Origin of the sequence: Salinivibrio sp. IB643 (genome assembly GCF_001996105.1) — a bacterium.
Lineage (GTDB): Bacteria > Pseudomonadota > Gammaproteobacteria > Enterobacterales > Vibrionaceae > Salinivibrio > Salinivibrio costicola.
Genome location: NZ_MUFF01000005.1, coordinates 29,857 through 48,619 on the forward strand (window position 1 = coordinate 29,857; position 18,763 = coordinate 48,619).

Here is an 18,763-nt window from a genome sequence, read left to right on the forward strand (position 1 = left end):
GAATCAGTACTTTATCACCAACAGAATGGCCGCTCGCAACAGCATTACGCCGGCACGAGCATCATCGCCGATTGGGCTGCAACATCAATATGTTGCTCGCTCGAGACCGTGACGCCCGTTAGCAGATCAGTCCAATCATTTTCCAGCGTCACTGAGAGTGATTGAGGATTGAGTGATTTATTTAACACCAATATTCCAGCGTCGCCCCGCTTTATCACCAACCGGTCATCGGTCGCTTCCAAGACACGCATGGGCTCACCATGGGTCAAATTATGGAAGGCGATCATTTGCACCATCTTTGGATCTTTCCACGCATTTTGCCAGCGTGGTTGGCCGTCTTCCCCTTTGATACCACTGGTATCAAGATCGGTATAAATCAGTGGCACGCCACCATCACGCCCCAAGATATATGCGTAAGCCAGCCACTCGCTCGCTTCGTCCATCACCAAATCCAAGAAAACATCATTGTTGGGAATGTCATGGGTAATGGCAAAAGTAATTGCACGCCCTCGTGATAACGCTTGGCCAAAGCAGTAAGGGTCAATCAAGGATTTGAGGCTGCCTGGGTTGGAAAAAGCCTGATAAAGCGTTGAGAACAGCGGAAAGTCGTAGGCACCTAAACATGTTTCTTGTAAATAGGGAGCCAGAAAGAGTTCATACTCTTCTTTGCTTGCGCCACCATCTGTGATGATTTCGCCAAAAATATGCGCATCATGGGTAATATCATCGGTCCACACGCGTTTGAGGTGCTCTAAGGTCATGTGCTTGGCCGCATCAATCCGAAAACCTTTCACGCCAATTACTTTTAACGCCTTAAGGTAGGCACGTTGCTGCGCTATCACATGATCACACACCCGCAGTGTCGGCAACCCCGGATCGCTAGGTCCGCCACTAATGCGCCCGTTTTGTACTTGCCAGGTGTCTTTCCAATCTTGTATGCCAAACGCATCGACGAAGTCCTGCTCAGTAAACAGTGGCTGAGATAAGTCGCCAAATAATGTCAGTTCGCGATAGCGTTCTTCATGGGTTTGATAGGTTGCCATCACCGTTCGGCTTGGATAATTCAAGTCAGTGCGGGCATGCGCCTCATTGGCCATATGATTGAAAACCACATCGACGTACGTAAACACACCAACACGGTTTAACGCTGCAACCATCGCTTTAAAGTCCGTGGTGTTTCCGAGTGCATTTTCAATGACACGATAATCTTGCGGCTGGTACCTTAGCCACCAGCATTCATCTTGCTCGCTTTTCATCGGAGGGGACACCAGCACCGAGCCATATCCTAGCGCGCTGATCTCCGCCGCGCGTTGGGCAATATCCGCGTACTTCCAATCAAAAGCATGCAAGATAACATTGGCTCCCATTGATTGGGTATCTTGTAAACCGTTCATATCTGTCTTCTCATCGCGTTTAGGCATCGACTGTGATCCCGTTGTTGATGGCTAATTCAATAGCCAAAATTATAAACGCTATACACGCGCCGCCCTCCTCCTTTGGCTTCTTGTGTAAGGATGATAAGCAAGGCGTAGTGGGTGTTTGGCTGAGGGTTATCCAGTGTCTGACACGCTTAACCGCGTGATCTCGCGAATGCCAGTGAGTGCGAGCAACGTTAGGTGCGGTAAAGTACTTTAATGATATGCCAGCCGAATTTGGTTTTTATCGGCCCAAGAGGATGCAGTAATTCACCACTGAATACTGCTTTATCGAAAGGCGGTGCCATGTCACCACGACGAAATTCGCCCAGGTCACCACCGCGTTTCCCCGATGGACATTGCGAGTGCTTTTTCGCAAGCGTTTGAAAGTTTGCACCTTTTTTAAGCTGGTCTAGCAAAGAAGTTGCTTGCGATTTGTCTTTCACCAATATATGAAGGGCTGCTGCTTTTTTGGCCATCAGGACGTCTCGTAAAATTAAAGCCGCTTAGTATACCGGATTTCTTCCGCTGGATAACAAGAATTGTAAGGCGACCAGAGCCGACTTATACGAAGGGAACCCAGGCAATGATATCGGCGAAGATGAGGATTAGCACAAAAATCAGCACATATTGATTAGAGGTGGAAACATAAAATAGGAAAAACCCCCCTCCTCCGGCCTTTTTAATGCCAGCTCTATCCAGTTTAGTCATTCCCGACTGCTTTTGGTTGCCATCTATCGCTACCGCATCAACACCCCTTAAAATGCTGATTTGATCGCATTTTTGTGAAAAAAAACGTTAGAGAAAACAGCGCTCATCATCATAAAAAGCATCAAAAAGAGATCTATATCACACTGCTGACACGTTGATATTCATCTGGCTTTAATAATTACACCTCTGATGGTTAAGCTGTTTGTATTGTCTGTTATTTGTGTAAAAACATTGGCAGATGCTTTTACGGGTATAGGAGAGAGAGGCCAGAACTGCCACCTCACTCACTGAGAAAAGGATCTTAATCACACTCTCGTTCACCACGATTGAAAGCTAATCCACATATCGGAGGGACATGATGTCCATTTATAGCCACCTTAAGCAATTGACTGCAATTTCATGCGTTGCCGCCGCATTAGGCTTCTCAGCCATGGCCAATGCCGACACTTGGCGTTATGCCCACGAGGAGTACGAAGGTGACGTGCAGGACGTCTATGCACACAAATTTAAGGAGTACATTGAAGATAACTCAGACCACTCATTGCAAATTTATCGCTTTGGCGAGCTCGGCGAGTCTGACGATATCATGGAGCAAACTCAAGCGGGCATCTTGCAATTTGTTAACCAATCACCCGGCTTTACTGGTTCGTTAATCCCTGAAGCACAAATCTTCTTTATCCCTTATCTGATGCCAACGGAAATGGACACTGTGGTAGAGTTCTTCCGCCAGAGTAAAGCGGTCAATGAAAACTTCCCTGAGCTTTATGAAGAGCAGGGCCTTGAGCTACTCAAAATGTATCCAGAGGGTGAAATGGTGATGACAGCAGACGAGCCTGTCACCGAACCTGCAGACCTGGAAGGGAAGAAAATTCGTGTGATGACTAATCCACTGCTGTCATCTACCTACGAAGCGTTTGGTGCAACGCCAACGCCATTACCGTGGGGTGAGGTATACGGCGCGCTACAAACCAACATGATTCAAGGCCAAGAAAACCCGATTTTCTGGATTGAATCAGGCGGTTTGWACGAAGTATCACCTAACTTAATCTTCACACACCATGGTTGGTTCACCACTGCATCAATGGCGAACAAAGAGTTCTTTGATGGTTTGTCTTCTGATGATCAAGCAATGATCCGTGATGCCGCTGATTATGCCTTCAACGAAACGGTTCAACACATCCGTGGTCTTGCAGAGAAATCGCTCGATAAAATTCAGTCGGCAAGTGACGAGGTGACCGTGACACGCTTGACCGATGCACAGATCGAGAAATTTAAAGCACGTGCACCACAAGTGGAAGAAACCTTCTATGAAATGACCGGTGAAAGCGGTAAAGCACTTCTTAACCAGTTTAAGAAAGACTTGGAAGCCGTTACTAACTAGTTGTCAGTCGTACAGGCACCGCCCCACGCGGTGCCTGTTTATTTGAGGAATACGCAATGACCGATTCCGACTCTCTCAAGTACCACTCCGAGCTACCTGGCCTCCTTGGCAAACTGGATACCCTGATTTGTAAAATCGAATCCTTTATGTTGGCTGCCGGTGTGCTCTTAATGGCCCTGAATACCTGTGTTAACGTTATTGCACGCTTTGGTTTTGGGCAGGGCTTGTTTTTTTCTGGCGAAATCAATCGTATTTTAATTGTTTTAATCACCTTTGCAGGGATTGGCTACGCGGCGAGACATGGTCGCCACATTCGTATGTCTGCTCTGTATGACACTCTGCCTTTCAAAGGCAGAAAAATTCTAATGACAAGCATCGCGCTGATCACAGGCCTTATCATGCTGGTGTTGGCGTATTTTTCTTATCAATACATTGTCTCCGTATATGACCGCGGTCGTATCTTGCCAGCACTTGGCTTCGAGATTTGGTGGATTTATATCTGGGTACCACTGGGCTTTATCGTCACCGGCATTCAGTACGGGTTGACTGTCTATAAAAATCTCACATCACCCGATGTTTATCTCTCCGCTGGCGTGCTTGACGGTTACGCTGAGACTGAAAGTGAAGTTTAAATAGGCACCAACCACTATGGCCATGACTTTAATGCTCATCATGATTGTCTTGCTCGTGCTCGGCTTTCCGATGATGATTCCACTTACGGCTGCCGCCTTAACCGGTTTTTACATGATGTTTGGCGGTGTCGGTCAAATGGATACCTTTATTCAGCAAGTGTTAGGCGGCATTCGGCCTGCCTCGTTAATTGCTGTTCCTATGTTTATTCTTGCTGCTGATATCATGACTCGGGGGCAATCAGCGAATCGCTTAATTGATATGGTCATGACCTTTATCGGCCATATTCGTGGTGGCTTAGCGATCAGCACCGCGACCTCTTGTACCTTATTTGGTGCGGTATCAGGTTCTACCCAAGCCACCGTTGTCGCAGTAGGCTCAGCCCTACGCCCTAAATTGCTTCGCGCTGGCTACAGTGATTCGTTTTCGCTTGCCTTAATCATCAATGCCAGTGATATCGCCTTTTTGATCCCACCCAGTATCGGCATGATTATTTATGGCGTGATCTCGGAAACATCGATTGCTGAACTCTTTATCGCCGGGATAGGCCCAGGCCTAATGATCCTCACCTTCTTCTCGCTTTACTGTTTGTATTACGCCACTGTCAATAAAGTACCAACGGAACCCAAAGCCAGTTGGAGCGAACGTCTCACGGCGACGCGCAAAGCATTATGGCCACTGATGTTCCCACTCATCATTGTTGGGGGTATTTATGGCGGCGTCTTTAGTCCAACCGAAGCAGCGGCCGTGTGTGTGCTTTATGCCATGATTCTTGAGTTTGGCGTATTCCGATCATTGAGCCGTAAAGACGTGTTCATCATTGCACGGTCAACGGGCTTAATCACCGCGGTGGTCTTTATTCTTGTCGGCGTCGGTAATGGATTTTCTTGGATTATTTCATTCGCGCAAATTCCGCAGACCATTCTCGAGGCCGTGGGGATCAGCCAAATGGGGCCGATGGGTGTCTTGGCATCTATCTCTATCGCCTTTTTCGTTGCTTGTATGTTCGTTGATCCGATTGTAGTGATTTTGGTATTAACGCCCATATTTGCACCTGCGATAGAAGCGACTAGTCTTGATCCTGTCCATGTTGGGATTGTGATCACCTTGCAAGTCGCGATTGGCTCAGCCACTCCGCCATTTGGTTGTGATATTTTCACGGCCATTGCCATTTTCAAAAAACCCTATTGGGAAGTTATCCGCGGAACGGGGCCTTTTATCGCGATGCTGCTTCTATCAGCCGCGCTGTTGGTGATGTTCCCGCAGATTGCGTTATTCCTACGTGATATCGCGTTTGGGTAACTAAACAACAGGAGTCATTGATGTTTAAACGAATACTGGTAGCCGTCGATGGCTCATATTCTGCATTAAATGCGTTAGATAAAGCGATTGAGCTGCAGCAACTCACCCATGCTGAACTCTACTTATTGTGTGTGTTTAAACATCACAGCTTGTTCGAGGCGTCATTGTCGATGGTTCGCCCCGATCGATTACAAATCCCAGATCAAACCTTAAGCGAATACGCTCGCAACATTGTCGAGCAAGCCAAGCAACACGCACTTGAAAATGGCGGCGAAGGCGTGCGCGGGTTTGTCAAAGGCGGGCGTCCTTCCAAAACCATTATCAAGTTTGCGAAAAGCAAAGAAGTGGATTTGATTGTCATGGGCGCACATGGCACGCACTCCGATAAAGACGGGATGTTTCTTGGCAGTGTGTCTCACCGTGTGGCAGGGCGGGCACATTGCCCCACGATGGTGGTTTAACCCTGTGTTGATGACCTAGTACCTGTATTAACGGCGTCCCTGTATTGACGGCGTAGTATTGGCCATTCAATCACCCATACTATCGACGATAAAAACGCCGGTCGTTTGAGACCGGCGTTTTTTGCTTACAACGAGGTTTTTCTCGAACAGAACGCAGGCCTATTGAATATGGAAATAGTGGCTATTGAGTACTAAATGCACACCAATCGCTGCGATATAGCCCAACATGATCACCGGCGCCCATTTTAAGTGCCCAAAGAAGGTATATTTACCGTGCGCTTGCCCCATCAGCGCGACACCGGCCGCAGAGCCAAGAGACAACAAGCTACCCCCCACACCCGCTGTTAACGTAACTAACAGCCAGTTACCGTGTGACATCTCAGGGCTCATGGTTAATACCGCAAACATAACAGGAATGTTGTCTACCACCGCTGACAGCACACCGACAAGTGTATTGGCCCAGATCGGATCCCATTCTAAATACATCACATTCGACACCAGCGACAAATAACCAATCAAACTCAAGCCACCCACGCACATCACGACCCCATAAAAGAACAGCAGCGTGTCCCACTCTGCATGGGAAATACGGCGAAAGACATCAAACGGGACCACTGAACCGAGACGACTCAGCGCGGCTTCATCATTTTTGGCTTCAGCAATCGCCCGTTTCCGCGCCAGAGAGCGTGGTAACGTTCGGCGCAAGTAAAAGCCAAAGAATTGTAAATAAGCAAGCCCCATCATCATGCCCATCACAGGTGGGAAATGGATTAAACCGTGGAAGGCAACTGCCGTTGCAATGGTGAGTAGAAAAAGCACCATGATCCGACGCGCACCACGCTTAAGTTCGACATACTCTTGCATCACGTCCGGCTGCGTACGTGGAATAAAGAGTGACATAATGAAGGCGGGGATCACGTAGTTCACCACTGAAGGGATAAACAAAGCACCAAATTCGGTGAAGGTAACCTTCCCCGCCTGCCACACCATTAAGGTGGTGATATCACCAAAGGGACTAAACGCGCCACCGGCGTTCGCTGCAACCACAATATTGATACACGCGAGGTTTACAAAACGTGGATTGTCGCCTCCAATTTTCAACACAATGGTACACATCAGCAGTGCGGTTGTGAGGTTATCAGCAATCGGCGAGATAAAGAAAGAAAGTACCCCAGTAAGCCAAAACAAGGTTCTTAGGTCATAGCCTTTACTTAAGATCCATGCCTTTAATCCATCGAACAGGCGCCTCTCTTCCATCGCCGAGATATAGGTCATTGCCACCAGCAAGAAAAGCAATAACTCTGCGTACTCCAGCAAGTTGTGCTCAAGCGCGGCATGCGCCGGTGCCATATTTCCCCATTGTGAGTATGCAAACCCGATCAGTAACCAAATCAGCCCCGCGGCTAACAATACAGGCTTTGATTTTCTTAAGTGGAGCTTTTCTTCCAACATGACTAGGCTGTAAGCAACCGCAAAGATTGCCAAAGACACATACCCTACCCATGACTGGGTGAGATCCAGTCCGTCGCCTGTTGTAGCGGCAAAAGCCGTTGGCGACACTACCGCCAACGCCGCAACCAAACGCTTCATCCTTGAGCCTCCAAATTTTATTTCCTTATTTTTGATATAACAAACAGCGCGCTCTGTGGCATTCATTCCGAACGATAATTGTTTATTTTGTCGTCTTAGGTCACCACAGAACAAAAACGAACATAATATTAACAAATATGGCGATAACGTCTATTGCTTACTGTAGGGAAACCGCAAAAAAGAGTGACATTTACTACTGTCAAGATTAATAATATCACCTTACTAGTCCATATTCGCTGTCACCGTTGGCAAAAATCGACTAGGTTTAAAAAAAGTGTACGAAATGTGCCATCGCACGCTGTTCGACTAACAATAACAAATAGACAACATCGCAACTGCATCGCCGCGGTTGCGCAAGGATGTGTGGGTAACAAGAAGGGAGTCACCATGAAAACACTGAAAATTGCTGCCGTTATATGTGCAGGGCTCCTATCGCTGGGGCATGCACCATTCGCATTTGCCGAGACCGCTCGCGTCGCCGTATCCCAAATCGTTGAACACCCCGCTCTTGACGCGACCCGCAACGGTCTGCTTGATGGCTTGGAGAAGAAAGGATATATCCAAGGGGACAACTTGTCGTTTAAATATCAAACTGCGCAAGGTAATCCAGCCATTGCGGTGCAGATTGCGCGTCAATATGTTGGAGAACAACCTGACGTCTTAGTCGGTATCGCGACACCATCAGCGCAAGCGCTCGCGGCTGCAACACGCGACGTACCCGTCATTTTTACGGCGGTAACAGATCCTATCGGTGCCAAATTAGTGAAAGATATGGCTGTGCCAACGGGTAACGTCACCGGCTTATCTGATCTTTCTCCTGTTGCCCAGCATGTGGCGCTGGCCAAAGAGCTGCTTCCCAACCTGTCGACGATTGGAGTGGTTTATAACCCTGGTGAAGCAAATGCAGTGACATTGGTTGATCTGTTAAAAGACGCGGCAGCAGAGCACGGGATAAAAGTGATCGAAGGCACGGCATTGAAAAGCGCAGATGTGCAATCTGCTGCGCAAGTTGTTGCCACCCAATCCGATATTATCTATGCGCCAACAGACAATACTGTTGCCAGTGCGATTGATGGTTTAGTGGCCGCTGCAAACTCAGCAGATACCCCTGTCCTAGGTGGATCGACGTCCTATATCCCCAATGGCGCGGTCGTTGCACTTGGCTTTGATTATTACTCCGTCGGGGTGCAAACAGCGGACTATGTTGCGGCCATCTTAGACGGCGAGCCGATTTCATCTCTGCCTGCCAAAGTTGCGGAAGGGTCTGACTTAGCCGTGAACCGTTCGGCTGCAGACAAATTGGGGATCGACGTGCCAGCTTCTATCTTGGATCGCGCCTCACGAATCGTAGAGTAGCTAGGCTCAATCGAGGAGTAGTAAATGACGGCAATTGCGTTTTTCGGCACCCTAGAAGTCGGCCTAGTTTATGGCTTGGTTGCACTGGGTGTCTATCTCACTTTTCGTGTACTCGATTTTCCCGACTTAACGGTTGACGGCAGTTTCCCGATGGGCGCCGCCGTTGCCGCGACGCTTATTGTGGCGGATTATAATCCATGGTTTGCGACCGCAATGGCCATTTTAGCGGGTGGTATCACAGGGTTGGTCACTGCTTTTTTAACCGTAAAGTGTGGCATCCTTAATTTACTCGCGAGTATTTTGACCATGATTGCCGCATTTTCGGTGAACATTCGCATTATGGGGCGACCCAATATTGCCCTACTCGGCGAGGAAACCATTCTAACGCCCTTTGAGACACTCGGTATTGCCTCCGTCTATTTGCGGCCCTTAGTCGTGGGCGTGTTAGTGATTATCAGTGGGCTACTCGTGGTCCGCTTATTAGCCAGTGATTTTGGCTTGGGGTTACGCGCAACGGGCGTTAATGCGCGAATGGTTCAAGCACAAGGCGGCAGCACGGCAATGTACACTTATTTTGGCCTCGCCCTTTCTAATGCCTTTGTTGGCTTTGCCGGTGCATTATTTGCGCAAACCAACAGTTTTGCCGATGTAACCTCTGGCGTAGGGACCATTGTCGTCGGCCTCGCCGCCGTGATACTTGGACAAACATTGCTGCCTGGACGTAAAGTCTGGGTGGCTGTTGTAGCGGTGATTCTAGGTTCCATTTTATATCGCCTCGCTGTCGGGTTTGCCTTGTCGAGCGGCATGTTTGGTCTTCAAGCCTCTGATCTCAACTTGGTTACCGCGGTGCTGGTTGCCGTGGCATTGATCGCTCCCAAAATGCGCCAACAGTATCAAAAGTCCAAACGCGCAAAACAGGCGGAGGTGTCAGGATGATCTCGCTGAACAATATTCAGGTCACGTTTAATCCAGGGACCGTCCTCGAAAACCGTGCTCTGCGCGGCGTAAGCTTAACCATTCCCGAAAACGAGTTTGTCACCATCATTGGTTCCAATGGTGCAGGCAAATCAACCTTACTGGGCGCCGTCACCGGTGAAACGCCGATGATTGGCGGCCAAGTTATGATTGACGATATTAATGTGACCAAGAAGGCTGTGCATCAGCGCGCCACCCTTGCCGCACGCGYATTTCAAGATCCACTTGCGGGTACCTGCGCGTCGTTAACCATCGAAGAAAACTTGGCGCTGGCTTATCGGCGAGGTAAAGGGCGCGGTTGGTCACGTGCGCTTGGGAGTAAACGTCGTCAATTATTCCAAGAGCGCATTGCGATTTTGGGGTTAGGTTTGGAAGATAGACTAGGGGATAGCATTGGTCTGCTGTCTGGCGGTCAGCGACAAGCGGTAAGTTTGATGATGGCCACCTTGTCAGACAGCAAGCTTTTATTGCTCGATGAACACACCGCCGCTCTGGATCCACGCATGGCCGCGTTCGTGATTGATTTAACCAAAACCATCGTCAATGAGTTTAACCTCACTGCCATGATGGTCACGCACTCGATGAAAGACGCACTGGCGTGCGGTGATCGAACCGTAATGCTACACCAAGGTAACATTGTGCTAGATGTCCATGGTGATGAGCGCAAAAATATGGACGTGCCACACCTTTTGGACATGTTCAACAAAGTGCGCGGCGAAACCCTCGCCGACGACAGCTTGCTGCTCGGTTAACTTGCTACGGCGCTTGCTGTTATATAAGCGCCTAGTCATCTATTTTCTATGACTTATTTTTGCTCGGCCACCACTGATTAATCAGGCGTCCTCCTAATGAGGGCTGGTAACGCCAACAGTGATCGAACATGGCCATTAATTCAGGGTTGCCATATTTGGATAAGCTGACGGCATGGAAGCGGTTTTGCCTTACTTTCAATTCCTCGGCTTTTTCGATCATGGTATCGGATTGCTTCGGGGCGATGAAGTCAGAAACCACCACTAAGTCCGCGTTTTGATAGCGTTCACCGGCCATCAGATTAAGCGCTTTTTCGATCACAGGTGCCATATCTGTCCCGCCGTGGAACCGATATGAAAGAAAGCTCATCGCTTCTTGCAAACCGCGCTCACCGGTTAACTCGTAGCTGATATGGTCAGTGGAAAAGAGCATGACATAGCAATCACGATGCTCGGTCGCGGCAATCCGCATCAATACATAGGCGAGTGCTTTGGCGCATTGCTCTGGGAATCCACTCATCGAGCCTGAGGCATCGACGGCTATGATAAAGGGTCCCTTTTTTTGCTCTGGCTTGGATTGACTGGGGGCATACGTCTCTACTTTTTTCCGGCGATGGGCTTGGCCCGTCATTTGATAATTTAGCAGTTGTTTATCGACAAGCTGTTTATAAAAAACAACCTCGAGCGCAGGATCAGCCAGCAATACCGCCTCATTGGGTAAGAGACGGTCAACACGATCACTTTGGCAGATGCCGGTGATGTCATCAGGGACATCAACTTGCTTTTCCGGCACGGTTTTTAGCGTTTCCGTCGGCTGCTCGCTGGGCCCTTGCGCATCAACATGGTTTGCCATTCGCCCTAACTGTTCGGCAATCGCCTGAAGCTCTGGGTTTTTCTCTAAAAAAGTAATAAACCGTTTAAGTAAGGTGACGTCTTGCTGGGAAAGCGAGCTGGCCGCCATATCCCATAGCCGCCCCACTTTGCTGATATCACCCGATTGATCCACGCCATTCATTTTTTGATAGGTCGAGATACGGCGATAGAGATCGTCGAGTAATTTTTGTTTTTGTGCTTCAACACTGTCGGACTGGTTTTTTTGTATTTCCGCTTTTAAATGCGCGTGCCATTTGTTGCAAAAGTACGACTGAAACATAGGATCAGCATGTTGAGCTTGATGGGCTGCGAGCCTTTCTGCCTGCGGATAGAAAGAAGAAACAGATTTTAATTGGCTTAGTAAAGTATCAATGTTTTTTTCAAACGCGCGCGCGGTTTTTTCGGTGGCCTGCTCGTAGTATTGAATTTCTTGCTTCAGAGAGGCTGACAACCCTTGTTGAACCAGTTTGCGCTTTGTTTGCCCCCGCCAGCGGTGAAGCTGTTTTTTTACTGCTCGCTTAATCGCTGGGCTTCGTTCTGTCAACACAAGTAACTGGGGATGAGACATCAACTCTGTCATCGCCGCATCCAGTAACCCAGACTCGGCGAGCATCAACCCCATGTTCAGGCTCTCAGCGCTCAGCATCACTGGCTCCTGAGAAGAACTCACCTAAGCGCGCTAAACGATTAACTTGGCGCTCTAGGTTATTAATCTGCGTTTTGACCTCATGTTCGACGTCGACCAAACTCGCTGACGCGGTTTCAAGCAGATCCGGTTGCGCAAATAAATGGGGCAACCCAGCATTGAGCTGACTGCGCGCGCGACGAATTAAAAACTGCGCATGCTGCAATTGTTCAAGCGCATGATCTGTTTGTTGTGTCCATGTGACCAGCTGTTCCTCGCTCGGATCGTTCACGCCCACCAGGGCCATAGGCACCGGACGATTGGCAATGTCTTTGATGACTAAGGCATGCTGCGCATCCCACTCCAAAGTGAGCCGGCACAGGTGATTGTTTTTATTCACATAGCCATACAAGTCTGTGCTGCCTGTTTTCAACTTTTTCTCAATGTCGGCCGCATCAAGATACACCCAACGACTGTCACCTTTTTCTTGCTCTGAAACCGATGGGTTGGCTCGAAGTAGAACAAAACGAACCAAATCTCGACTTTGGTTGACCGTGAAGCGAGGCGACTGGCTCAAGTCAATCATCGCTTTGCGCGTGAGCCCAGCGTTGGCCGTCTCTTGTCGATAGGTCAGCGCTTCAGCTATGTCTTGCTCAATATCTTCTAACGCCACTTTGACGTCATCGAGCAAGGCAAGCACTTCTTGTTGATCGAACAGAACTTCTTTGGCAAATGCCTGCATCACGGTTTTCACCACATCACGCGATTCTGGGCTATGCCATAGGCAGTCTTCCAGTAACAATAAGTCCAGTGGGGCGACTTCATCACGACCATTGAAAAAAGCGGCCGCTTTTAGCAAACGCACCGCCTTTTTCCACCGGCGATCGGACACATAAAGTTCACTTGGGTCGAATTGTGATTGTTCACTGCCGGCATTTTCTACCCGCTGTTTTAGTGTGTAGAGTTTTTCGAATATCGCATCCGGCAGACCCAAGGTGGGAATAATGGTCTGCCAATCCTGATATTCTTGATGGCTAATTTTCAACTTATCGGCCACCGCCACTTCGTCCTGGCTGGGCTCGGTAAGCATCAGTTTGAAGTTTTTCTTCTCTTGGATACGATTGACGAAAACGCGGAGTAACATGCGATCATAGAGCGCATCAAGGCCACTATCGGGATCAGGCAGTTCATTGGACGCGGTCACTAACAAGCGCATAGGGACAGGATAAACATGCTCACCGTTTTTAAAGGTGCGTTCATTTACAACGGTTAAAAGAGTGTTAAGAATGGCAGGTCCGGCTTTCCATATTTCATCCAAAAATACCACATCAGCATTGGGTAGGTAGCCGTCGGTTAGGCGTACGTATTTGCCTTCATCTTTTAGCGCTTGAATCGAAAGCGGGCCAAACACTTCTTCCGGGGTCGAAAAGCGCGTCATTAAGTATTCAAAAAATTGGCTGTTATCAAACGCCTCGATCAAACGTTTGGCAATATAGCTTTTGGCAATGCCTGGCGGGCCGAGTAAAAACACACTTTCACCCGCGAGTGCGGCCAATAGACACATTTTGATAGTGTGCTCGCGTTCGTATACCCCACTAGATAGAGCATCAATAAGGCTTGCAATACGCTCGGGTAATAGCGCGCGACGGCTGACGGTGGCAAGATTTTGAGACAAGTGGCACTCCGCTATTTGTGGCTAGGTGTCATCGTTAACGCATTTGATTAAAATCGGTAAAAGCTTCACTGCTCTTTAACCATGGCAAGATTCCACTACTTTGCCATTCGCTAGCGGTTTTTATGTGCAAAAAACCGCCTGATATGTAACTTAATATTGCTGTATGTGTCGATATATCATTAGCGCACCGGCTAGATAGTGACATAGATCACCATCAAGTCAATCTTGCCACTTATCGCATTCGCGTTTGAATAGCTTTTAGCCTTTCTGGACAACAGGCCAAGATTGATGGCCGCCCCACTCCGTCCAAGAGCCGTCATACACCGCAAGCGGATAAGCAAAATAATGCTCTGCCACCGCGGCTAAAATACAGGCTGTCACACCCGACCCACAGCTTGCTACGTTCAAACGTGTATCACTGAGGTGAGGTAAAACGATGTTACGCGCTACCTCTTGACTGATCACAAAACCGCGCGGATCGGTTAATTCGCTAAAAGGTAGGTTAATAGCACCGGGCATATGACCACTTCGTATACCTTCTCGAGGCTCTGGCACCTGTGCATAAAATCGTGTTTCAGGACGGACATCAATGACATTGATTGCGGCCAGCTTTTCGGCCAGCGTGTCGCCATCAATGTAACGATACGCTTTAAAATCGGCGTGGTAAGTTGCCTCGACACGCGGCTGAGGCGGTGTATTATCTATCAGCCCCTCTGATGCCATCCAAGCAGGTAGTCCGCCATCAAGAATAAATACATCCCGATGGCCCATCACTTTACACATCCACCACACGCGAGCGGCAGAGAATAAGCCTTGCGTGTCATAGACCACTAACGTGTCTTGCGAGGCAATACCTAACGTTCCCATATGTCGAGCAAAACTCGTTTCATCCGGTAACATATGCGGCAAGGAGGAGCTCTGATCTTTGATGGTGTTATCAAAGTCAAAGTAGGCGGCACCGGGAATACGTCGTTGGCGCCACTCTTGGAAACTATCTCGCGAGACATCTGGCATAAACCAGCTAGCATCGACAGGAACGACGGTATCGAGGCGCTGAGCGAGCCATTCAGGGGTTACAAATACTGGCATCTTGACGGTTCCTTTTCATCGTTGATTGGCGGATGACAACACTTTCACAAGATATTGACTTATCTCATCTAGTATCAGCCTAATTTTTTACTCATACTGAAAGCCTCGCATTAAAGATGCAACTTAATGAGGATGAGAATGACGCCGTCTCGCGTGTTTCCTAGCACTATTTTATTGTTTCCCACACTGCTACTGGCACCCACAGCGGCTTTTAGCGCGGGGGGCGGTGTAACAATTGAAAACGACAGTCCATTAGGCGTTGATAATCAATACACCAGTGGCGTTTATGCGCACTGGCATGCGGATTGGTCTGATGATGTCACCACTACCGCTATCGCACCCATTCGTTGGTTTGCCCAACAGCTACCGCTTAACCAACATGCACGACAAAGCTGGAGCATCGATGTCGGACAAATGATGTGGACGCCCAACGATATTGAGTGGGAAACACCTCAACCCAATGAGCGCCCCTATGCCGGTTTGATTTTTATCGAGCCAAGCATTTATCAGCAGACACCAAAACGGGTTGATAAGTGGTCATTGATGCTCGGTATGGTTGGTCCCGCGTCGAGAACTGAAGAAGGACAATCTTACGTTCATGACCTCATCGACTCGCCTGATCCTAAAGGGTGGGACTACCAAGTGGAAAACACGCCAGTGGCACAGTTTGCTTATGAACGCCACCAGCTCTTGCACCGTAGCGAGCACCAAGAATGGGGGGTGACCGGACGTGCTGATATCGGCAACTACCGCAGTGAACTCTCTACAGGATTGAGTTATCGTATTGGTCTTGATCTGGTTAATACCTTTGGCGGCATTAGCTTCGAGCCAGGCCGCCATTTAGACAGCCGTTTGTTCGACGCAAGCGAACAGGGCGCATTCTTTTATGCCGCGATGCAAGGCCGATATCGGGCCAATGACATCACCATCAATGGCGATAAACCGCCAGAGAATGCCGACATCGATATGACCCACTGGCAAGCAAGTGCCGCTACCGGGCTAGCATTTTACCAGCCTCGCTGGGGCACAGATATCAGTGTTGTTGTACACACGAAAGACTATAAGCAAGCTCCCGATGACACCTATAGCTACGTATCTTGGACCGTGCATTATCGGTATTAACATCCATACTCTCGTTTCGCTTTCCGTCGCCACTATCGAGGTGTGGCAGCAACGGCTTGTTTAGGCGACTGACTCTTTCGTTTATCCGTGAGTTTCATCAACACCAATGACGCTAAAATCATCGCAATACCTAACCACTGTAACGGCTGTAACGTTTCATTGATCCACAGCACACCAAGGGTTACCGCCGTAAGCGGATTAAGAAACATAATGATAGATTGACGATTTGGGCCAAGTACAGTGATCGAGCGAATATAGGCCCAGTAACCGACAGCAGTATTGAGTAAAATAACCCAAGCAAGTCCTGGTACGGCCTCCATGGTTATCGCCTGTGGCGGTCCCGCAAAGAGCCAAGAAAAAGGAATAAGCATGATGCCACCAAGGACTAACTGCCAAGCGGTTAAACCAAAAATGTCTTTCGCTTCCCAGCGCTTCATCCATAGTGTCGACTGAGCAACAAAAAATGTGGCAAGTAACATGGCACCGGCCCCTATCCAATCGATATTGGAAGATGGATTCAATAATAATACCACGCCGAAAAGCCCTAAAATCGCCAGCCCAAGTAGTTTCGGCTGAGGCCGTTTCCCTTCTGTTAACCACTGAAGCAGCATCAGTACCAAAGGTAAGGTCGCGCCTAAAGTCCCAGCGATAGCACCGGGTAGCCGATAAGCGGCAATAAAAAGCAGTAAAAAGAAAGCCGCGATATTAAAAAAGCTTACAGCAAGCATTCTCGGTAAACTTAAAGGTAAACCACGTCGACTGATCATCAGCATTAACAGGCCTGCTGGCAATGCTCGCCATACTGCCATCCAATAAGGGGAAAGATCCCCCAGAAACAGAGCAACCGCTGAATAAGTACTGCCCCAAAAAATCGGAGCAAGAATAGCGATAAAATAATGCATAACCTTTCTCTATGTATCTTCACGTAAAGATACAGTAGCTATTATGTTAGTTGACATCAAGTATCTTAATACTAAGAAAAATGCATTAGCGCTCAAAAAGACAACGCCATAGCGAGAAGGTGCTATGCTTATTTACGTGATAAAACAGGGGGATAAAACAATGATCAATACTGAGAATGCGGTCGTTTTGTTGATTGATGTACAAGGCAAACTGGCACAAAAGGTAACAGGCAGCGAAGCACTACACCAAAAGCTGGCCCAACTAATGCGTGCCTGTCAGTACTTTGATGTGCCCGTGGTGTGGGTCGAGCAACTGCCCGATAAGCTCGGCGCGACCACTGAGAGTTTGGCTGAGTTAATCCCAACGGATACGCCCATTGCCAAGCAGACATTTAGTGCTTACGCAAACCCCGATGTTAAAAAACGACTCGATGATCTTAACCGTAAACAAGTCATCCTATGTGGCATCGAAACCCATATTTGTGTTTATCAAACAGCCCGCGATCTACTCAGAGCCCACTATCACGTTCACCTAGTCACGGATGCAACCTCATCCTGTGACGCGTCTCATTACCACACCGGAATTGCCATGATGCAGCAACATGGCGCCTGGATCACTTTGGTCGAAGCCTTGTTGTTTGAGTGGCAACAAGCAGCCGGCGGTTCAGACTTTCGATCTTTTTTAACGTTAATCAAGTAGAAAGCAAATAGATCTCTAAGTAATGGGCATGAAGATCTAGGGGTTGAATACGTATACTTCTAAAATATCGAGTATTTATGAGATATAGATCGCACAGTAGGCGCTAACATTTTCATTAGTGGTCTAATATTATTCATGGCGAATGTATAAAAGAGAAAGGAAACACTATGTACAAACGACTACTCTCTGCAGCCCTATTAACGCTGTCTGCAGCCCCGGCCAGTGCCGATAACCATGGGTGTGGCAACGTCACGATTGCCGATATGAACTGGAATTCAGCGAGCCTGATTGCCAACATTGATCAGTTTATTTTAGAGCATGGCTACGGCTGTGATGCTGAACTCGTACCCGGTGATACCATGCCAACCGGCACATCCATGATAGAAAAAGGCGAGCCCGATATTGCACCGGAGTTTTGGAGTAACTCCATGCGTGAAGGCCTTCAGCGAGGTATTGACGAACGACGTATACGCTATGCAGGACAAGCCTTTGTTGAAGGCGGCGAAGAGGGATTTTGGGTCCCTAAATACATGGTCGATCAGCACCCCGAACTTAAAACCATTTCGGGTATTAAAGCCAATGCCGATCTTTTCCCTCATCCCGAAGATCCGTCAAAAGCAGCCTTTTACGGATGTCCCGCGGGATGGAGCTGCCAAATTACCTCGGAAAATAATTTTAAAGCATTGGATCTCGCCGACAGTGGCTTTGAAATTGTCGACCCTGGCTCCGGTGCTGGCTTAGCCGGCTCCATTGCCAAAGCTTATGAACGCGAAGAAGCTTGGTTTGGTTACTACTGGGCACCGACGGCCGTGTTAGGCAAATATGAAATGGTTAAAGTCGATTTCGAAACGGGTACGGATGTCGAGCACTATAAGTCATGTATTACATCTGACGAGTGCATAACGTCGAAAGCAACAATGTATCCAGCCGCTGATGTTGAGACTGTCGTGACAGAACGCTTTGCTAAACGAGCTCCCGAGGCCATGGCCTATATAGAAAATCGTGGTTTTACCAACGACCAGATGAATGGATTACTGGCATGGATGGAAGATAACCAGGCTGACGGTGAATATGCGATGATCAATTTTTTAATTAATCATGAAGATATTTGGACCCAGTGGGTGCCAAATGATGTGGCGAGCAAAGTAAAAGACGCGTTGTAACTCAATAACCCGCACAGTATTGCCACTGTGCGGGATTTCTTTTA

At 48.4% G+C, this 18,763-nt stretch carries 17 protein-coding genes; 10 read left to right on the forward strand and 7 right to left on the reverse strand.

Annotated elements, in window-relative coordinates:
* Positions 1 to 44: 44 nt before the first annotated feature.
* Entirely contained in the window at positions 45 to 1,394 is a 1,350-nt protein-coding gene (locus BZG77_RS03200) for an alpha-amylase family protein (protein ID WP_077646232.1), read from the reverse strand.
* A 218-nt stretch (positions 1,395 to 1,612) separates the two neighbouring features.
* Positions 1,613 to 1,894 (reverse strand): peptidylprolyl isomerase PpiC, encoded by a 282-nt coding sequence (ppiC, locus tag BZG77_RS03205; protein ID WP_077646164.1) that lies wholly within the window; start codon positions 1,892 to 1,894, stop codon positions 1,613 to 1,615.
* 587 nt (positions 1,895 to 2,481) lie between these two features.
* Between ppiC and BZG77_RS03210 the strand changes: the two genes are divergently transcribed.
* Genes BZG77_RS03210 through BZG77_RS03225 form a run of 4 tightly spaced genes read left to right on the forward strand, consistent with a single transcriptional unit; the run spans position 2,482 to position 5,900 of the window.
* Entirely contained in the window at positions 2,482 to 3,507 is a 1,026-nt protein-coding gene (locus BZG77_RS03210) for a TRAP transporter substrate-binding protein (protein WP_198532379.1), read from the forward strand.
* Between the two features lie 56 nt (positions 3,508 to 3,563).
* Positions 3,564 to 4,139, forward strand: a complete 576-nt coding sequence (locus BZG77_RS03215) for a TRAP transporter small permease (protein ID WP_077646166.1) — start codon at positions 3,564 to 3,566, stop codon at positions 4,137 to 4,139.
* A 16-nt stretch (positions 4,140 to 4,155) separates the two neighbouring features.
* The gene (locus tag BZG77_RS03220) at positions 4,156 to 5,439 is read left to right on the forward strand and encodes a TRAP transporter large permease (RefSeq protein ID WP_077461401.1); all 1,284 of its coding nucleotides are present in this window, start codon (positions 4,156 to 4,158) and stop codon (positions 5,437 to 5,439) included.
* A 20-nt stretch (positions 5,440 to 5,459) separates the two neighbouring features.
* Complete coding sequence (locus BZG77_RS03225) at positions 5,460 to 5,900, forward strand: universal stress protein (protein WP_077461402.1); 441 nt, start codon at positions 5,460 to 5,462, stop codon at positions 5,898 to 5,900.
* Between the two features lie 159 nt (positions 5,901 to 6,059).
* On the opposite strand, the gene nhaD is transcribed toward BZG77_RS03225, so the two are convergent.
* On the reverse strand, positions 6,060 to 7,490 hold the full coding sequence (gene nhaD / locus BZG77_RS03230; RefSeq protein WP_077646167.1) for a sodium:proton antiporter NhaD: 1,431 nt from the start codon (positions 7,488 to 7,490) through the stop codon (positions 6,060 to 6,062).
* A 387-nt stretch (positions 7,491 to 7,877) separates the two neighbouring features.
* Between nhaD and BZG77_RS03235 the strand changes: the two genes are divergently transcribed.
* From BZG77_RS03235 to BZG77_RS03245, 3 genes are read left to right on the forward strand one after another with little or no spacing between them, the layout of a single operon-like run.
* Positions 7,878 to 8,846, forward strand: coding sequence for an ABC transporter substrate binding protein (locus BZG77_RS03235; RefSeq protein ID WP_077646168.1), 969 nt, complete (start codon positions 7,878 to 7,880; stop codon positions 8,844 to 8,846).
* A 24-nt stretch (positions 8,847 to 8,870) separates the two neighbouring features.
* A complete protein-coding gene (locus tag BZG77_RS03240; protein ID WP_077646169.1) occupies positions 8,871 to 9,782 on the forward strand; it encodes an ABC transporter permease in 912 nt (303 codons plus the stop codon).
* Positions 9,779 to 10,573 carry an ABC transporter ATP-binding protein gene (locus BZG77_RS03245; RefSeq protein ID WP_077646170.1) on the forward strand — a complete coding sequence of 265 codons (795 nt, stop codon included), beginning with the start codon at positions 9,779 to 9,781 and terminating at the stop codon, positions 10,571 to 10,573. The genes BZG77_RS03240 and BZG77_RS03245 overlap by 4 nt, the downstream gene beginning before the upstream one ends.
* Before the next feature lie 46 nt (positions 10,574 to 10,619).
* Here the strand turns inward: BZG77_RS03245 and viaA are convergent, their stop codons facing one another.
* The 3 genes from viaA to BZG77_RS03260 form a co-directional block, all read right to left on the reverse strand.
* Positions 10,620 to 12,089: an ATPase RavA stimulator ViaA gene (gene viaA / locus BZG77_RS03250; protein WP_077646171.1), complete on the reverse strand. Its 1,470-nt coding sequence runs from the start codon at positions 12,087 to 12,089 to the stop codon at positions 10,620 to 10,622.
* Positions 12,076 to 13,743 carry an ATPase RavA domain-containing protein gene (locus tag BZG77_RS03255; protein ID WP_077646172.1) on the reverse strand — a complete coding sequence of 556 codons (1,668 nt, stop codon included), beginning with the start codon at positions 13,741 to 13,743 and terminating at the stop codon, positions 12,076 to 12,078. Before BZG77_RS03255 ends, viaA begins: the two co-directional genes overlap by 14 nt.
* A 258-nt stretch (positions 13,744 to 14,001) precedes the next feature.
* The gene (locus BZG77_RS03260; protein ID WP_077646173.1) at positions 14,002 to 14,832 is read right to left on the reverse strand and encodes a sulfurtransferase; all 831 of its coding nucleotides are present in this window, start codon (positions 14,830 to 14,832) and stop codon (positions 14,002 to 14,004) included.
* A 138-nt stretch (positions 14,833 to 14,970) separates the two neighbouring features.
* Between BZG77_RS03260 and BZG77_RS03265 the strand changes: the two genes are divergently transcribed.
* Positions 14,971 to 15,954, forward strand: a complete 984-nt coding sequence (locus BZG77_RS03265) for a lipid A deacylase LpxR family protein (protein WP_158011410.1) — start codon at positions 14,971 to 14,973, stop codon at positions 15,952 to 15,954.
* A 32-nt stretch (positions 15,955 to 15,986) separates the two neighbouring features.
* On the opposite strand, the gene BZG77_RS03270 is transcribed toward BZG77_RS03265, so the two are convergent.
* Complete coding sequence (locus BZG77_RS03270) at positions 15,987 to 16,856, reverse strand: DMT family transporter (RefSeq protein ID WP_077646175.1); 870 nt, start codon at positions 16,854 to 16,856, stop codon at positions 15,987 to 15,989.
* Positions 16,857 to 17,016: 160 nt separating this feature from the next.
* On the opposite strand from BZG77_RS03270, the gene BZG77_RS03275 reads away from it, so the two are divergent.
* Both BZG77_RS03275 and BZG77_RS03280 read left to right on the forward strand, forming a co-directional pair.
* Positions 17,017 to 17,556, forward strand: coding sequence for an isochorismatase family protein (locus tag BZG77_RS03275; protein ID WP_077646233.1), 540 nt, complete (start codon positions 17,017 to 17,019; stop codon positions 17,554 to 17,556).
* A gap of 167 nt (positions 17,557 to 17,723) precedes the next feature.
* Positions 17,724 to 18,719 carry an ABC transporter substrate-binding protein gene (locus BZG77_RS03280; RefSeq protein WP_077646176.1) on the forward strand — a complete coding sequence of 332 codons (996 nt, stop codon included), beginning with the start codon at positions 17,724 to 17,726 and terminating at the stop codon, positions 18,717 to 18,719.
* The last annotated feature ends 44 nt before the right edge of the window (positions 18,720 to 18,763 follow it).

Excerpts from the sequence above, each read along its gene's own strand:
- BZG77_RS03220 (WP_077461401.1), top strand. The coding sequence starts at position 4,156 with ATGGCCATGACTTTAATGCTCATCATGATTGTCTTGCTCGTGCTCGGC.
- BZG77_RS03265 (WP_158011410.1), top strand. The coding sequence starts at position 14,971 with ATGACGCCGTCTCGCGTGTTTCCTAGCACTATTTTATTGTTTCCCACA.
- BZG77_RS03270 (WP_077646175.1), bottom strand. The coding sequence starts at position 16,856 with ATGCATTATTTTATCGCTATTCTTGCTCCGATTTTTTGGGGCAGTACT.
- nhaD (WP_077646167.1), bottom strand. The coding sequence starts at position 7,490 with ATGAAGCGTTTGGTTGCGGCGTTGGCGGTAGTGTCGCCAACGGCTTTT.
- viaA (WP_077646171.1), bottom strand. The coding sequence starts at position 12,089 with ATGCTGAGCGCTGAGAGCCTGAACATGGGGTTGATGCTCGCCGAGTCT.
- ppiC (WP_077646164.1), bottom strand. The coding sequence starts at position 1,894 with ATGGCCAAAAAAGCAGCAGCCCTTCATATATTGGTGAAAGACAAATCG.
- BZG77_RS03240 (WP_077646169.1), top strand. The coding sequence starts at position 8,871 with ATGACGGCAATTGCGTTTTTCGGCACCCTAGAAGTCGGCCTAGTTTAT.
- BZG77_RS03225 (WP_077461402.1), top strand. The coding sequence starts at position 5,460 with ATGTTTAAACGAATACTGGTAGCCGTCGATGGCTCATATTCTGCATTA.
- BZG77_RS03260 (WP_077646173.1), bottom strand. The coding sequence starts at position 14,832 with ATGCCAGTATTTGTAACCCCTGAATGGCTCGCTCAGCGCCTCGATACC.
- BZG77_RS03280 (WP_077646176.1), top strand. The coding sequence starts at position 17,724 with ATGTACAAACGACTACTCTCTGCAGCCCTATTAACGCTGTCTGCAGCC.
- BZG77_RS03200 (WP_077646232.1), bottom strand. The coding sequence starts at position 1,394 with ATGAACGGTTTACAAGATACCCAATCAATGGGAGCCAATGTTATCTTG.
- BZG77_RS03235 (WP_077646168.1), top strand. The coding sequence starts at position 7,878 with ATGAAAACACTGAAAATTGCTGCCGTTATATGTGCAGGGCTCCTATCG.
- BZG77_RS03275 (WP_077646233.1), top strand. The coding sequence starts at position 17,017 with ATGATCAATACTGAGAATGCGGTCGTTTTGTTGATTGATGTACAAGGC.
- BZG77_RS03215 (WP_077646166.1), top strand. The coding sequence starts at position 3,564 with ATGACCGATTCCGACTCTCTCAAGTACCACTCCGAGCTACCTGGCCTC.